At 41.9% G+C, this 15,558-nt stretch carries 14 protein-coding genes; 2 read left to right on the top strand and 12 right to left on the bottom strand.

The window, feature by feature from the left end; genetic code table 11:
- Nucleotides 1–184: 184 nt before the first annotated feature.
- Both LZF95_RS18570 and LZF95_RS18565 read left to right on the top strand, forming a co-directional pair.
- Nucleotides 185–1,414, top strand: coding sequence for an exonuclease subunit SbcD (locus LZF95_RS18570; protein ID WP_233756530.1), 1,230 nt, complete (start codon nucleotides 185–187; stop codon nucleotides 1,412–1,414).
- Nucleotides 1,411–4,440, top strand: a complete 3,030-nt coding sequence (locus tag LZF95_RS18565) for an AAA family ATPase (RefSeq protein ID WP_233756529.1) — start codon at nucleotides 1,411–1,413, stop codon at nucleotides 4,438–4,440. Before LZF95_RS18570 ends, LZF95_RS18565 begins: the two co-directional genes overlap by 4 nt.
- 114 nt (nucleotides 4,441–4,554) lie before the next feature.
- Here the strand turns inward: LZF95_RS18565 and LZF95_RS18560 are convergent, their stop codons facing one another.
- From LZF95_RS18560 to LZF95_RS18505, 12 genes are all read right to left on the bottom strand, one after another.
- Entirely contained in the window at nucleotides 4,555–5,163 is a 609-nt protein-coding gene (locus tag LZF95_RS18560) for an alpha/beta hydrolase (RefSeq protein WP_233756528.1), read from the bottom strand.
- The gene (locus LZF95_RS18555) at nucleotides 5,156–6,106 is read right to left on the bottom strand and encodes a ring-cleaving dioxygenase (protein WP_233756527.1); all 951 of its coding nucleotides are present in this window, start codon (nucleotides 6,104–6,106) and stop codon (nucleotides 5,156–5,158) included. Before LZF95_RS18555 ends, LZF95_RS18560 begins: the two co-directional genes overlap by 8 nt.
- 112 nt (nucleotides 6,107–6,218) lie before the next feature.
- Nucleotides 6,219–6,746: a YceI family protein gene (locus LZF95_RS18550; protein WP_233756526.1), complete on the bottom strand. Its 528-nt coding sequence runs from the start codon at nucleotides 6,744–6,746 to the stop codon at nucleotides 6,219–6,221.
- A 74-nt stretch (nucleotides 6,747–6,820) separates the two neighbouring features.
- Nucleotides 6,821–7,273 (bottom strand): MarR family winged helix-turn-helix transcriptional regulator, encoded by a 453-nt coding sequence (locus LZF95_RS18545; protein WP_233756583.1) that lies wholly within the window; start codon nucleotides 7,271–7,273, stop codon nucleotides 6,821–6,823.
- A gap of 109 nt (nucleotides 7,274–7,382) precedes the next feature.
- Nucleotides 7,383–8,183 carry an alpha/beta fold hydrolase gene (locus tag LZF95_RS18540; protein WP_233756525.1) on the bottom strand — a complete coding sequence of 267 codons (801 nt, stop codon included), beginning with the start codon at nucleotides 8,181–8,183 and terminating at the stop codon, nucleotides 7,383–7,385.
- A 584-nt stretch (nucleotides 8,184–8,767) separates the two neighbouring features.
- A complete protein-coding gene (locus LZF95_RS18535; RefSeq protein ID WP_233756524.1) occupies nucleotides 8,768–9,583 on the bottom strand; it encodes an enoyl-ACP reductase in 816 nt (271 codons plus the stop codon).
- A gap of 86 nt (nucleotides 9,584–9,669) precedes the next feature.
- On the bottom strand, nucleotides 9,670–11,322 hold the full coding sequence (gene recN, locus LZF95_RS18530) for a DNA repair protein RecN (RefSeq protein WP_233756523.1): 1,653 nt from the start codon (nucleotides 11,320–11,322) through the stop codon (nucleotides 9,670–9,672).
- Nucleotides 11,323–11,362: 40 nt separating this feature from the next.
- Nucleotides 11,363–12,265, bottom strand: coding sequence for a DUF4835 family protein (locus tag LZF95_RS18525; RefSeq protein ID WP_233756522.1), 903 nt, complete (start codon nucleotides 12,263–12,265; stop codon nucleotides 11,363–11,365).
- 28 nt (nucleotides 12,266–12,293) lie between these two features.
- Complete coding sequence (gene coaBC / locus LZF95_RS18520) at nucleotides 12,294–13,502, bottom strand: bifunctional phosphopantothenoylcysteine decarboxylase/phosphopantothenate--cysteine ligase CoaBC (protein ID WP_233756521.1); 1,209 nt, start codon at nucleotides 13,500–13,502, stop codon at nucleotides 12,294–12,296.
- A 4-nt stretch (nucleotides 13,503–13,506) separates the two neighbouring features.
- A complete protein-coding gene (locus LZF95_RS18515) occupies nucleotides 13,507–13,821 on the bottom strand; it encodes a DNA-directed RNA polymerase subunit omega (RefSeq protein ID WP_233756520.1) in 315 nt (104 codons plus the stop codon).
- Between the two features lie 19 nt (nucleotides 13,822–13,840).
- Entirely contained in the window at nucleotides 13,841–14,749 is a 909-nt protein-coding gene (locus LZF95_RS18510; protein WP_233756519.1) for an outer membrane protein assembly factor BamD, read from the bottom strand.
- A 67-nt stretch (nucleotides 14,750–14,816) separates the two neighbouring features.
- Entirely contained in the window at nucleotides 14,817–15,533 is a 717-nt protein-coding gene (locus tag LZF95_RS18505) for a T9SS type A sorting domain-containing protein (protein ID WP_233756518.1), read from the bottom strand.
- Nucleotides 15,534–15,558: the final 25 nt, after the last annotated feature.

The following is a 15,558-nucleotide window of genomic DNA, read 5'->3' as shown; positions in this document are numbered from 1 at the left end:
TCAGGCTGAGCCTACTCCGACATCAGCGACGCGACTAAAAGTAAGAAACCAATTCCACATAAAATCTCACGGATTATTGTCTGGCTTTTCAATAAAGATGCCAATTAATGTCATTTGCGTCAAATGACTTGCAGCAAGTCATTCGTTAGAGTAATTTAGTTTTTCATACGTTTTTAGACCACACATGATCAAAATTCTCCATACAGCAGATTGGCATCTGGGAAAAAGACTTCAGGAATATTCCAGACTGCAAGAGCAAAAGCTGGTTTTGGAAGAAATCAGAGAAATAGCCGACCGGGAAGAGGTCGATCTGATTATCTTGGCTGGTGATATTTTTGACACCTTCAATCCAAGCCATGAAGCTGTAGAGTTGCTCTATAAGTCGCTTCGCAGGCTCACCAACGGAGGTAAGCGGCCGATTGTAGCGATATCAGGAAATCATGACAGTACACAATTTGTAGAAGCTCCGGATCCCCTGGCCAGGGAAATGGGCATATTTTTCTATGGGAAATACGATACTGTCATCCCAGTAGGAAAGCTGGATAACGGAATAGAAATCACACAGGCTACTACAGGCTTTGTGGAGATGAAACTACCTCACATTGGTTTTCCAATCCGGATTATTTTGGCTCCATACGCCAATGAAGTTTCTATGAAAACCTACTTAGGCGAAGGGGATCGGGAACAGGAATTCCGCACGCTGATGGAAGATAACTGGAGGAAAATCGCGGATCAGTATTGTGATGTGCAGGGAGTAAATCTCTTTGCAGGACACTTTTTCTTTATGAAGGAAGGGGAAAAACCTGAGGCGGAACCAGAATCCGAGCGACCTATTCTGCATGTAGGTGGAACCCAGGCGCTTTTCACAAGAAATATCCCTTCCCAGGTTCAATATGCGGCTCTGGGTCACCTACATCGTTACCATTCGGTAGGACATGAGCATTGTCCTGTTGTCTATTCCAGTTCACCACTAGCCTACTCTTTCAGTGAAGCGGATCAGGAAAAGCGAATAGTCATCATCGAAGCAGAGCCAGGGAAAGCTGTGAATTATAATCCAATCGGACTGAAAGAAGGCAGACCGCTTAACCGCAAGACCTTTGACAATCTCCCAGACACCCTAGCTTGGCTTGAAGAGAATCGGTATTGCTTTGTAGAGCTGACTTATATCACCGAAACCTCTATTGAGGCAGCAACCCGAAAAGCCATCATGAAAGCTCACGATGGCATAGTCAATTTGATCCCTCAGATCAAAAACCCTATAGGGCGTGAAAATCAAAGTTTACAGGTAGAAGACCTGGGCAAGGACATGGAAAGTCTCTTCAAGCTGTTCTATAAAAGTGACAAAGGCCAAGAACCAAATGAGGAATTACTCACGGTTTTCAAAGAAGTCATCAGCCAAAACGACGAAACATGATTCCTATCAAACTTGGCATTCAGGGATTGTACTCCTACAAAGAAAAGCAGACAATAGAATTTGATAAGCTCACAGCAGCGGGACTGTTCGGGATTTTTGGAGCTGTGGGAAGCGGAAAGTCATCGATTTTGGAAGGGATTCTCCTGGCGCTCTATGGAAGTACCGAGCGGCTTTCAGATCGAGGGGAAAAGAACAGTATGCTGAATCTCCAAAGTGATCAGTTGCTGTTGAACTTCGAATTCAGCTCTGGAAAGAATAATGCAAAGTCATATCTGGCCCGGTATTGTGCCAAAAGAAACACCAAGAATTTTGACGACATCAGACCTGCGGAGCATACTTTCTATGAAAAAATGGATGGTAAATGGGAACCTATAAAGGCTCGTGCTGAAGAGATCGTGGGCATGCGAAAGGAGCACTTCAAGCAAACCGTGATTATCCCACAAGGTAAATTCCGGGAGTTTATTGATCAAAAACCGCTTGATCAGGCCAAAATGATGAAGGAGTTATTTGGTTTGGAACGATTTGATCTTTCCTTCAAGACAGGTACTTTGCTCAAAGCAGTGAAGGAGCATAAAATCCGTCTGGAAACTCAGTTGCAGGGCTTGGAAGAATACTCGGAAGAAATTTTGAAAGAAAAGCAGAACCAATTTTCCGGGATAAAATCCCAGGCAACAGAAGCCTCCCTCAAGCTTAAAAAAGCAGAAATAGAACTTAAAGAACAGGAGAATATCCGCGAGAAAAACCAGCAACTACAGAAATTCAAAGTCGAGCGTGGAAACCTGAATATGCAGCGTCCTGAGGTAGAAAAGCAGCGGCAGCTACATGCAGAATTTATCACAGCCAAGAGCTATCTCCGCCCTATATGGGAACAAATCCGGGACACAAAAGCGGATGCTGAAAAATATAAAATAAGTGTGATTGATTGTGAGCGTTTCAAAATTGAGTTTGCCAAAGAGATCGCTGACCTGGAAAAAGAAGAAGAAGATCTTAAAAAGAAAAACCAAGAAAGACCACAGCGGGAAGCGAAAATCCGGGATTTAAAGAAAGTGATAGAAATCCAAAAACTTGAGTTCCAGAGAGCAGAGGCGACTTCAATTTTAAACAGTTATCAACCGTCTATTCTAGCTAAAAAACAATCACAGAAGGAGCTGGAAGAAAAAATCACTGAACTGGAAAACAAAGCTGAGAAGATCAGTGCTACCGATAGCTCACACCTAGCTAATCTCCTGAGTTGGGCCAAAGAATGGAAGCAGCTGGAAAACCAACTGAGCAAAACTCTATTGGAAGAAAAGGAAATAGCACAGGTAATAAAACATGTAAAAGAGCAAATTCAGGAGCTGACGAAAAGCATTCCAGCGAATACAAACTCATTTGAATCCTGGATAGAGTCCCAGAAAGAAACTGTCCTTGAATTAGAGCAACAGCGCGATGCTTTGATGCAGAAGCAGGGACTATCGGCTCATGCACACTTGCTTCTTCATGGCGAACCCTGCCCGCTCTGTGGATCCATGGAGCATCCAATTCCGCTGGTAAGCGATGGTGGGGGCGAATTGGAGGAAAAAACCAGCCAATTACGGAAAGCCAAACTACTTCTAGAGCAAATTCAAGCCTCTAAATCAACTCAGAATGAACTGGCTTTTCAATTGGATAATCATGAAAAAAACCTTCATGCAATTACCCTTGAAATTCGGGATAACAAACAAAATACTGCGGCTATACAAGCCGGTCTAGAGCAGTATGAAATCGTTTCTAAGGAAGATTTATTTTCCAAAATCCAGCAATTAGAACATAGCAGCCAGATCAAAGAAAAACTCCTTCAAGAAATAAAGTCTCTTCGCAAAAGCTGGGAAGCAAACCGAATAGATATCGAACAAGTGGAAAAAGAGCTACAGCAGGCCCAATTGAAGCTTCAGTCTGTACAGTCCACTATTTCCTCCAAAAAGGAGGAAATCCGGGATATGGTTTTCTGTAAGCAATTTTTCTCCAAAGAATCAGAGTTTATCCAGTCTGCCATCGACAAGGTGGAACGTAATATAGAAGAAGCGCTTCAACTGCTAGAAGGGAAGCAAAAACATCTACGTGAAAAACGCAGCTTGGCAGACAAGAATTCAGCTGATCTGATCAACTTCATTCAGCTTCGGGACCAAAGTTCAGAGAAACTCCAGAAGTTAAATACAGAATTTGAATCGTTGAAAAGTCAGTATGGATTTATGGATGAGGAGCGGCTGCTTCATTTATTCCAGCATTCGATTGATGCGGAAAAAGTAGCCCGGGAAATAGCCCAATTTGATCAGAAACTTGCTATTGCTGAAAACCGGATTGAGGAGTTAGAAAAAGAAACAGGAGTTATTGAATTTCAAGAGCAAGCATTTCAAGAGCTTGCCTCCATAGTTGCAGAGTTGAAAATCAACGCTGAGTCTTTTCAAAACCAGCTAGTGTTGCTTGACAAGGAAATACTGGAGACCACTACCAGAATTGCAGAAAAGAAGAAACTACAGACTGAATTCAACAAGCTGGAAATCCGGGAAAGCTATCTGAAAGAACTTGACAATATGTTTAGGGGCAGTGGTTTTGTGAAATTTGTAAGTTCAATATATCTCAAAGAACTCTGCAATACTGCAAATCTGCGCTTTATGAAGCTGTGCAAAAACCAGCTCAGCCTTGACATTGACGACAATAATACATTCTGGGTAATTGATTATCTGAATGGTGGCAAAAAGAGACTTTTGAAAACCCTTTCAGGAGGCCAGACTTTTCAGGCATCACTATGCCTTGCACTTGCTCTGGCAGAAAAGGTGAAAGCCCTAAATCAAGCAGATCAGAGCTTTTTCTTTATGGATGAAGGCTTTGGTGCTCTGGACAAAAATGCGCTTCGGGTTGTCTTTGAAACACTTAAGTCACTCCGTCATGAGAACAGGATTGTCGGGATTATCAGCCATGTAGAGGATCTGCAGCAGGAAATAGGTGTCTTTGCGAATGTAGAGCTTGATCCTGAACTCGGCTCTCAGGTGAGCTATTCATTTTAATAAAAACCCTAATTACTGTATAAAAAACTTCGGCTTCACCCAACCAGAGGATAAAATCAAACAAAAAAATCCTCTGGCAAATACCAGAGGATTTTTTGAATTAAGAAAACCTATTTATACTATATTCCCATTCACCCAGTCAATTTCTTCCTTGCGGATAGTGTGATTGGAATCCTTGAAAATCAACAATTTCACTTTTGCACCCATCCTGCTCAGTAGGGTTTCTGAATCTTTTATTCTGGATAGTGGTACATGCATATCTTTTTCACTGCTTCCTATGAAGATTGGGCTACCGGCAAAATCCCCGGAATATTTACTTTGTTGAATCTCTTCACCGATCAATCCACCGGTAAAAGCAATCACCCCTCTTAGTTTACGGGCATTTTGCGCGGCAAACTCAAGGCTCAAACAAGCTCCTTGGGAAAAGCCGACGAGCAATACATTCTCTGAAGAAATTCCCGCTTCGGAAATCTGATCCCAAGTCGCCTTTATAGCCGCTAAGGATGAGGTCAATGCGGATTGGTTGGCTTCGTCAGATGCCATAAAACTATACGGATACCAAGTACCTCCGGCTGCTTCTGGTGCCAATAAGGCATAGTCATCCAAGTTGAGATGTTGTGCAAGGGAAAGGATACTAGCCGCACTTGCCCCTCTTCCATGAATGAGTATTGCTGCTTTTTTTGCTTTGGACAAAGGAAGACCAGCTGTTTTTAGCTTAAGCATAAGACTCTATATTTAGTTTCACAGGTATCAAACTCTCCACCAGCTTTTCACGGTTAGGTTCAGCCCATTCCGGTAATTTGATCAACTCTCCCAAATGAGCTTCATCCTCGTCAATTGCAAACCCCGGCTCATCAGTTGCCACCTCAAACAACACTCCCCCTGGTTCGCGGAAATAGATAGAGGTAAAGTAATTCCGGTCTTTTACCTCAGTCACCTGATAGCCATTTCTCATTAATATCTCTTGGACTTCAAGCTGGGAAGCCGCATTTTCTGTACGGAAGGCGATGTGATGGACTGTCCCGGCGCTTTGCATGCCTCGACTACCCGCTTCGTCAATAACAATATCTACGATATCACCTGGCTTTCCTGCTGTCCCATATCTAAACCTTCCTTTTTCCTTTCCTATGAAATGATAATCCATGTGCTGGGTCAGTAGTTTTTCAGTCAAATCTTTTTCTCTTAGATTTAACGTCGCCCCATAGAATCCTTTGATGGAATGCTCAATGGGGACTTGACCATACGACCAACCGATTCTATCATCCTGATCATTTGCAATGAGTTCTATTCCCATGCTGTCATGATCTTCAAAACGGATCAGTCGATCACCAAATCGGGTCAGGATATCTGAAACGGCTATTCCATATTTTTTCAATCGCTCTATCCAGTAATCCAATGAGTCCTTAGCCACTGAAAATGCTGTGTAGGTAACTTCTCCAGCTCCTTTAGTCCCCTTTCGCGCCCCTGTAAAAGGGAACGTGGTAAACACCGTCCCTGGTCTGCCCAGTTCATCTCCAAAATAGAAATGATAAACACCAGGAGCATCAAAGTTTATGGTCTTCTTCACCAGTCTCAAGCCTAGGATTCCTGTGTAGAAATCGATATTTGCCTGAGGATTGCCTGCTATCGCAGTGATATGGTGGATTCCTGTGATCAATGGTTTCATAATCGGTGTGGAAAAGGGTGGAATAGAATGTATTCTATATGAGATCTAAATCTATAAACTAATCTGATCAGATAAACCATTGAGGCCTTTCAGACCTCAATGGTCGTGGGATTTAAGCTTGTTTTACAAGTTGTACGCTCAAGATCAAGCGTACCTGATCGCTCACCACTACGCTACCTGCCTCTGTCACAGCAGACCAAGAAAGACCGAAATCTTTTCTGTTGATCTTACCTTCGATTTCAAAACCAGCTTTAGTCTGCCCATAAGGGTCTGCTGCCACACCGCCAAAATCGACGCTCAGTTCGGTTTTTTTGGTGGTATCTCTCAAGGTCAAGTCACCGATTAATTTATAATCTCCTCCCTCATTGACGATTTTCCCATCAAAAGACAATTTAGGATGGTTCGCTGCATCGAAGAAATCCGCAGACTTCAAGTGGGTATCCCTATCAGATTGGTTGGTATCTATGCTGTCAATATCAGCAGTAAATGAAACACTGGCTCCGTCAAAATCATCGGAATCACTTTCAGCACTGCCTTCAAATTTCCTGAAATAACCAGTTACCGTAGAAATCACCAAGTGTTTTACTTTGAATGATACTTCAGAATGCGTAGGGTCGATAATCCATTTTGTAGTACTCATAATTGTTGTTTTTATTGGTTGAAATTGAATTGTATCACTATTTAATGTATAGACATTTATTTGTTTAAATTTTTTTATCCCCTTAGTTTATCTAGCAACTCGTTCATTCTATCCACTTCCTGCTCATTGAGGTTGAGTAATTGCTTGTTCGCCATTTCTATCCTTACCTGCAAATCTTCCAATAGATCAAGACCCTTGTCTGTGATTAATATATCGACTTGACGGCGATCGCTGGAACATTCTCTCCTTTCCACTAGCAGTTTGGCTTTTAACTTATCGACCAACCTACTCGCATTGGACATTTTATTCAGCATCCGATCCTGGATAGAAGAAACGGTAGTGGGTATGCCATTTTGCCCCCTCAATATCCTGAGCACATTATACTGCTCTGGAGAAAGATCAAAAGGCTTTAACAAACTATTCTGGGCTGAAACCAGATAGCTGTGGGTGTAAAGAAGATTTACGACCAGCTTATTATAAGGATCTTTAAACTCTTTTTGTTTGATAGCTTCTTCTAGGCTTCCCATATCTCTGCTTTCGTATTTAATGTATATACATGTAAATGTATCAAAAAGTTTCATTTTTGAGAAAATACTTTTAAAAAGAGGTTTTCTTTAAAAATCCTCCTCTAAAAAATCAACTCTTCTCAATCAACCAATCTCCTAAAAGACGGTTTATTTCCTTGGGCTTTTCTATGCAGCTACTATGTCCGGCTCCAGGAATCAGATGTAATTTTGATCTGGGGATACCCATTTGGATGAATTTCGCCTTAACCGGAGTTGTGGCAATATCCTCATCTCCTACTACAATCATGGTAGGACAAGTTATCCTCCCTATTTCATTTTCTATACCCTTCCTATAAATGACCCCCTCCACTGCCTTGGATATGCTTTTTTTGTTTGCTTTTAATTCCGCTTTCCAAAATTCTATTTTCTCAGCGTTGAGAGGATCGTTAAGCCAACTTTCGGCAAACATGATTTTCATTACTTTCCCTACCACTGGCGGCACTATACCGAACCACCTTACTATACCATTGAGTGTTTTATATTTTGGGAGGTTTTCTACGGGCTCAGCGTTTGCCGAAGTCTCTAACAACACAAGACTTTTAATCTTCTCAGGAAATCTAGAAGCCAATCTCATCCCAATAAACCCACCCATAGAAAGACCTGCAAAATGAACAGGGCCATCACACAATTGACTGATTAATTCCATTGCATCGTCTGTCAGCGTGTCCATGTCAAAAGGGTCTGCCACTTCGCTTTGCCCCTGCCCTCTGTGGTCATAGGCAATTACCCGAAAACGGGATTGAAGAAATTCGATCTGATCCCCAAACATTTTATGACTCCATAGCAGGCCATGGGAAAAGACAATAGTTTCCTCACCCTTTCCTTGATCTATGTAGAAAATATCAACTCCATTTACAGTGATTCGGGGCATAGTTTACATGCTAATGAGCAGTTCGCCTATAAAGTGAGGGAGAATATGCTCCAGTTTAAATCCAATTTATTTAGATAAGGTTAATAAGAAATGAAAATCCTGGTACAGATTCACTTTAGACCTAACATTTCTGTATATGTCCTATGGGGAAATACCTCATAAACCATACCTGCTTTGGAACCTGCACCTGATTATTTCAATTATCCTCAGACAATAAATCATCAAGGCCCAAAAAGTAACTATTCGGAGCTCGTTGAAAAAGTCCCAGGCATTCCAGACCCCAAGACCGACAGGTGAAGATGTCTGTGTATATCTCAAATAAGGCCAGCGTAGAAGACAGTAAGATTGAGGCTAGCCTGAAAATCCCGGTTTCGGAATTTTCTGACGTATGGATTAAGACCTGTTGTGGCAAATAAGCTTGCACTTGCTGAAAAACCACTCGCATGAAAAATAGACTAATCATCCAAAATGACAGCTTTTGGTCTATTATTGGCGTTTTTCAAGACGCCCTAATTTAGACAGAGGAGTTATATGCAAAAAAAACCCTGGTTTTCTCCCAGGGCTATATTTTCAAATCATGGCAATTATAGATCCTTGAACTTCTCCATGATATCTTCTGAAATCCCAGTGAAAGAATAACCTCCATCATGGAATAAATTCTGCATGGTGACTAGTCTGGTATAGTCTGAAAACATAGTCACAATATACTCAGCACAAGCTTCCGCAGAAGCATTGCCCAGTGGGGAAAGAGCCTCGGCAAAATTGTAAAATGAATCAAACCCTCCGATTCCTGTCCCCGCGGTGGTTTTGGTAGGTGATTGGGAAATTGTATTTACCCTTACTTTTTTGAGTTTGCCAAATCTATATCCATAGCCGCGCGCTATGCTCTCAAGCAGCGCTTTGGCATCGGCCATATCCGTATAAAAAGGAAACACTTTTTGCGCAGCAATATAAGAAAGTCCTACAATCGACCCCCACTCATTCATGACATCCTGCTTCTCGGCCACTTGCATCATTTTGTGGAAAGAGATGGCAGAGACATCATAGGATTTCATGGCCCAATCATAGTTTAGATCCCCATACGATCTACCTTTTCTGATGTTCGGAGACATGCCGATAGAGTGTAGAAGAAAATCAAAGTTCCCTCCCAAATACTCTTTAGCTTCTGTATAAAGTTTTTCTATATCTTCTGTATTGGTGGCATCCGCAGGAATCACAATGGTATCACATGCTTTTGCAAGCTCATTGATAGCACCCATCCTCATCGCAATAGGCGCATTGGTCAATACAAACCTCGCTCCTTGTTCTTTCGCCTTAAGCGCTGTTTTCCAAGCAATTGAATTCTCATCTAATGCACCGGTAATGATTCCCAGTTTTCCTTTAAGCAAATTTTCTGGCATATAGCTAGGGGGTTATTTTCAAAAATTATTGTTCAAAAATAGAAAAAAAATAATCATTCACCCCCCTAAATTACTGTATTGCAATATTAGAGCCTTAGCAACTCCCTCGCACTTTCTATGGCAGAAGCCGAAGGAGTTGCTCCTGAGATCATTTTAGCCAGTTCGAGCACCCGCTCCTCCTGATCTAGCAATCTGATTTTACTCACAGTTTTCTCGGAGGAATTATCCTTGTAAACATAATAGTGTAGATCTCCCTGACCTGCCACCTGTGGCAAATGTGTGATACATATCACCTGATGCTTCTTTGAAATATCCTTCATCATGGCGACCATCTTCAAAGCCACCTCTCCGGAAACTCCGGTATCAATCTCATCAAAAATCAAGGTAGGCATTGCCATTTTATCAGCCATTAAATATTTGATGGCAAATAGTAACCTAGAGAATTCCCCTCCTGAAGCAACCCGTTTTAAAGGCTGCGGAGACGAACCTTTGTTTGCAGAAAACATCAATTCTATTTCGTCTATTCCGTTTATTGATAATTCGACAGAATTATGCTCCAGTACAACCTTAGAATTCTCTATACCCAACCCTGCCAATAGCCCCTCCAACGACTTCTGAAAGTCAGTAAAACTAGCCAATCTTTTGCTTCTAAGAGCTTTTGCTGAATCATATGCTTTGGATCTACTATTTTCTAAGTCATTTTTTGCTTTTGCTAGAATTTCATCGAGGTTTTGAACTTGGAATACCTTGTCTGCCAATTCCTTTTCCAGAACCATCAATTCCTCCACCGAGGACGCCCCATGCTTCTTTTGAAGCTGGTATATTTTACTCAACCTATCCCTGATCTCTTCCAGTCTCCCAAAATCCACTTCCACTTTACCCTCCTCATCAGCAAGTGTCTCCTCTATATCTTTCAGTTCTATGTTTACCACTTGAAAACGCTCCTTTAAGGAAGAATACACGTGAGCGAATCGCTCGAGGGACTGCATACCCTGCTGAACTTGTGACATTCCCTGACTGATCCCAAACTGCTCGTTCTGAAAAAGATTCAGCATCTCATTGATCTTCATCTTTATCTCCTCAGCATTTTGCAAAATTTCCTGGGTGGATTCCAGTTCAGCCTGCTCCCCTTCTCTCAATCCCAACACGCTCAATTCTTCCAATTGAAACTGGTTGAAATCTGCTTCCTTTTGGAGCTCTAGAGCTTTTTTACTTAACGAATTGAAGTCCTTCTGGGCATTTTGAAAAGTCTTGAAATCAGCCTTATACTGTATAAGTTCTTCCTGAGTCTGGGCAAAAGCATCGATCAATTTTAATTGAAAACTTCCCTCTGCGAGCTGAAGTGTATCATGCTGGGAATGTACATCCATAAGAAAACTCCCCAGAGTCTTCAAGGCGTCCAAAAGCACAGGAGTGTCATTTACGAATGACCTGGATTTTCCCGCAGTGCTGATTTCTCTCCGAATAATACAGGTAGGTTCATAATCCAGTTCTTCCTGGTCAAAAAACTCTCTGAGACCGTAAGTACCGATATCAAAAACGCCTTCGATCACGCATTTTCTATCAGTATGTAGCAAAACCTTCGTGTCGGATCTGTTTCCCAGAAGTAAACCCACTGCCCCTAGCATAATAGATTTTCCGGCTCCGGTTTCGCCGGTAATCATACTAAGCGCTGGGCTAGGCTGCATGTGTAGCTGGTCTATCAGGGCATAGTTAGAAATACTTAATGATTTGAGCATGGATCAACAAGTTCGTTTTGGCAAAACTAAAAAATCGAGCTTAGCTTTTCAGCAGCTCATTGTACTTTCTCGCATTATTGGGATCCACTTCCAGGAGCAATTCGACAATTTCCGTCCGGATCTCTATGGGGGCATTTTTCATTATGGCGGTGATTTCATCACTTTTCGCATCCATAAATGAAATGACTAATATCCCATTAGGTTGGGTTTTATTGGCCTCCGCCAAAATCCTAACAGCTTCCAGCATGTTAGCATACGCCTCATCCGGATTCACCTGAAGAATATCCAGCCCTTGACGGTGATATAAATAATAAGCATCCCGAATCACTGAAAACACAGAGGATATATAGATATCATTGTTCAAGGCATACCTGTTTCTTCGATCAGAATTGTTTTGTCCCCAGCCTGCACGTCCAGATTGCTGGGCATTGTTTACAATATCGTTTGCCGCGGCAAAGAATTCTTCTCCACCCCGGTTTGCGAATGAGTCATAATCCAGACCTAGAGCTATCTGGGCATAAAATGCCAGCAAAGAACTAATATTGTTCAAATAGGTAAACCGGTTAAACTCCAATGGCTGGGACTCTATGTAATCAAAGTTCCAGTTTCTGTCCGCAAAGTTGAAGATCAGACTTTCATAATTAGTACCATATACTGGCCTTACGGTTTGAATCTGTACCGTAGCATTGAACGTACCCACTTGAGGCACATCATTTATAGTGATCAGCAAATTTCCCTTAATTCTCTCCTCTGGGCGAAATTCATCGGTAGTCCAGGACCGACCATTCAGAAACTGCTCGAACGCCGATTTCATCTGGGCAAAAATGTCAGTATTCTGAATTCTCGCACGATCACTATTGATGATCACTGTAAAGTTCAACTCTTGAGGAAATCCATAGAGCGATTGGCAGATAAGAATAAGTAGAAAGATCCCTTTTTTCATAATCCTAAAAATAAGGAAATATCTACGCTCAAACCCACACGGGAATATTTTTGATTTGGTCTAAAATAAGATTGGCAATTTGATTTTTGGGAGCGACCTTTGACTCGACCATTAATCCTGAAGCATGGAAAACCCGCACTTTGTTGGTATCTAGCTGAAACCCTGCCCCAGACTCCTTCATGGAATTCAGGACAATTATATCAAAATTCTTTTTGGCAAGTTTTTTCTTAGCGTTATCCACCTCATTCTCTGTTTCCAAGGCAAATCCCACGTGAATTTGATCTGCTCTTTTTTTCTCTCCCAGACTAGCGGCAATATCCACATTCTTCACCAAGTTGATCACTAATGAAGTTTCATTTTTTTTGATTTTCTCGGGAGCAACCTCCGCTGGCCCATAGTCTGCTACGGCTGCGGCAAAAACACATATATCCATTTCCCGATGGATAGAAAGTGATTTTTCATACATTTCCTTGGCTGACTTCACATCTTGCCAGTGAAAATCACACCTGTTTACCGTAAGGGATATAGGTCCGGAGACAATGTACACCTCTGCGCCCCGACCTTTAAAAGCATGAGCCAAAGCCAGTCCCATTTTACCACTGGAATGGTTGCTGATATACCTTACAGGATCCAAGGCTTCTTGGGTTGGCCCCATGGTAATCAAGACTTTTTTGCCCTGAAAATCACTCTTGCCCGAGAAAAATTCCTGAATTCTAGCTAAAATATTCTCCGGTTCCATCATACGTCCCTGACCTGAAAGTCCACTGGCAAGTTCACCGGATTCCGCATCCAAAAGGATGTTACCGAAGGATTCTAGCTTGTGTATATTGGCTAATACCGAAGGGTGCTGGTACATATCCAGATCCATAGCAGGAGCTATCATCACCGGACATCTAGCAGACAGGTAAGTAGCTGTGAGTAAATTATCGCAAAGTCCATTTGCAAACTTTGCCAGCGTATTGGCACTGATAGGCGCCACTAAAAACAAATCAGCCCACAAGCCGAGCTCCACGTGATTGTTCCACACACCTGTGTCGTCCTTTTGAAACTGGCTTAGCACAGGTCTTTTGGAAAGGGTGGCCAGCGTAAGCGGGGTAATAAAATCAAAAGCAGAAGCGCTCATGATGATTTGCACTTCTGCCCCTGCTTTTACTAATATCCGGGTAAGTAAGGCTGACTTGTAAGCAGCTATGCTTCCAGTCACTCCCAAAATGATTTTCTTACCCTTTAGGCTCATAGAATTATTCCCCTACAGCTTCGTCCGGAAGTCTGCTATATACTTTACCCTCCAGAAATTCCTCCATTGCCATGGTGCTCGGCTTTGGCATTCTTTCATAAAACTTGGAAATTTCAATTTGCTCCTTGTTTTCAAAAACCTCTTCCAAATTATCAACTGTAGATGCAAACTCTGAAAGCTTAGTGTTCAACTCTTCTTTCAAGGTGTTGGAGATCTGCTTTGCTCTCTGCCCTACTACATGAAGAGACTCATAGATATTACCTGTCTTGTCAGCGATTTTATCAAGATCTCTTGTGATGATGGATGGATTAACTGCCATATATGTATTGATTATTGTTCTAATTGATTTCTACTTTTTCCAAAGGCTTATTTTCCTCTGCATTCGCTTTTTGTTCTGCTAAGCGTTCTGTGTATTCTTTTTGAAGTTTGGCATGGGACTCCAACTCCTTTTTAGCTTTAGCTTCATAAGTATTGACCTTACCGGTATAGGCACTATTTGGGTATTTACGGTAAAAGGCGGATGCAAATCCTATAGCATCTTTTAATCGTTCTTCCTTCTTGAAGAAGGTACTGTTCTCTGCATATCCTGTACTTACTTCTACCAACTTATAGGCAAGTTCTTCATTATGTTTACTTTCCGGATAATCCTTAGCGAAGTTCTGGAAGTTGATGATGCAGGCACGGTAAAAGTCTCCTGGATATAGCCCGTCTTTCAACCTGTAGTACATGGAAGATTCCATGTAGGCTTTTTGCTCAAACCTACCCTGTAGATCAACTAACATCTCCATCGCCCGCTCATAACTGGCTGAAGAGGGAAATTTGGTGACAAACTGCTGAATGGCGGCTACCGCTTCTTGGGAACTCTGTTGGTCTAGATTGGCGTCAGGTGCATCCAGGTACAAAGAGTAGGCGTTCATAAACAACGCTTCTTCTGCCAAAGGACTCCTGTTGTAGGTTCTATAGAAATTGCTGAAATAACCCGCAGCTTCTATATATCTCTTGGTCTTAAAATGACAATTGGCATAATTGTAATCTGCCAATTCAGCTTTTTCGCTGCCGCGGATCACAGGAAGCACCTTATCAAATAGGATAATTGCCTTATTGTATTCCCCTTCCTGATAATATTTGTTGGCCCCCGCATATAGCTCCTCCCAGTTCGTGCTCTTCTCAAGCTTGCTGAATGGGCCACATGCCCCTGTCGATAGGATAATAACCAGTAATAAAATGGATTGTATGCGCATTTTCATTTTCAAGACCACAAATATACGGGATAAATATTCGAATTCAAATGGATGGTTGTTGCGAAGTCAAGTCTTACTTCTTGACAACGAGCTTCTTGGTCACAATATTCTTATTGTCCAAGAAAAGTGTGTAGAAATATATACCAGGATTCAAATCTGACACATTTATCGGCAATGTATTTCTTCCTGGGTCGAGTTCATAATTCGCCACTGGGTTGCCGATAAAACTATTAATAGAAATTCTAGCCTTCACTGACTGGTTTTTGATTGTATAGTCAAATTGTGCGGTACGTACACTGGGGTTGGGATAGACATCACTAAGTACAATGTCATCGTAGTCAAACTTATCCACTTTTATGGATGGGTCTTCCACCTCGTACCTAGCTTCAACGACGAACACATCCCTCAGATTGTTTTCATTCACAAAAGACAAGTCGAAAGAACCCCTGGTCGCTGCTATCCCCATTTCAAAGTTCAGATATAAATCCGTCAACAGTTCACCGGGAGCCAAGGTCAGTTTAATTTTGGCGAGTTCTTTTTTAGGATCGAAACATTGTTCGCCAATGCAGATTTTCACCTTCTGGGAGGAACCTATGTTTCCCCTAAGGCTTTTGAGCAGGTAAGTCTTCGTCTGGGAGGTTTCATTCTGAATGAAAACAGTCTTACGCTGCACAGAACCCAAATCACCACGGAACTCTACCCCGTCACTCAACACACGAACCTGCTGTGCCCGTACCACTAGAGGTGCCAATAGCCATAGCCATGTAAAAAAAATGAGTAATCGTTTCATGTAGAGTTTTAATCGATACGCCTTT

The sequence above is a fragment of the Algoriphagus sp. AGSA1 genome (assembly GCF_021390545.1).
Classification (GTDB): Bacteria; Bacteroidota; Bacteroidia; order Cytophagales; family Cyclobacteriaceae; genus Algoriphagus.
Note: the sequence above shows the minus strand (reverse complement) of the source record. Positions and strands in the feature narration are given on the sequence as shown.

Bases quoted from the DNA above. Each gene is read 5' to 3' on its own strand.
- LZF95_RS18570 (WP_233756530.1), top strand. From the start codon at position 185: ATGATCAAAATTCTCCATACAGCAGATTGGCATCTGGGAAAAAGACTT.
- LZF95_RS18565 (WP_233756529.1), top strand. From the start codon at position 1,411: ATGATTCCTATCAAACTTGGCATTCAGGGATTGTACTCCTACAAAGAA.
- LZF95_RS18560 (WP_233756528.1), bottom strand. From the start codon at position 5,163: ATGCTTAAGCTAAAAACAGCTGGTCTTCCTTTGTCCAAAGCAAAAAAA.
- LZF95_RS18555 (WP_233756527.1), bottom strand. From the start codon at position 6,106: ATGAAACCATTGATCACAGGAATCCACCATATCACTGCGATAGCAGGC.
- LZF95_RS18550 (WP_233756526.1), bottom strand. From the start codon at position 6,746: ATGAGTACTACAAAATGGATTATCGACCCTACGCATTCTGAAGTATCA.
- LZF95_RS18545 (WP_233756583.1), bottom strand. From the start codon at position 7,273: ATGGGAAGCCTAGAAGAAGCTATCAAACAAAAAGAGTTTAAAGATCCT.
- LZF95_RS18540 (WP_233756525.1), bottom strand. From the start codon at position 8,183: ATGCCCCGAATCACTGTAAATGGAGTTGATATTTTCTACATAGATCAA.
- LZF95_RS18535 (WP_233756524.1), bottom strand. From the start codon at position 9,583: ATGCCAGAAAATTTGCTTAAAGGAAAACTGGGAATCATTACCGGTGCA.
- recN (WP_233756523.1), bottom strand. From the start codon at position 11,322: ATGCTCAAATCATTAAGTATTTCTAACTATGCCCTGATAGACCAGCTA.
- LZF95_RS18525 (WP_233756522.1), bottom strand. From the start codon at position 12,265: ATGAAAAAAGGGATCTTTCTACTTATTCTTATCTGCCAATCGCTCTAT.
- coaBC (WP_233756521.1), bottom strand. From the start codon at position 13,502: ATGAGCCTAAAGGGTAAGAAAATCATTTTGGGAGTGACTGGAAGCATA.
- LZF95_RS18515 (WP_233756520.1), bottom strand. From the start codon at position 13,821: ATGGCAGTTAATCCATCCATCATCACAAGAGATCTTGATAAAATCGCT.
- LZF95_RS18510 (WP_233756519.1), bottom strand. From the start codon at position 14,749: ATGAAAATGCGCATACAATCCATTTTATTACTGGTTATTATCCTATCG.
- LZF95_RS18505 (WP_233756518.1), bottom strand. From the start codon at position 15,533: ATGAAACGATTACTCATTTTTTTTACATGGCTATGGCTATTGGCACCT.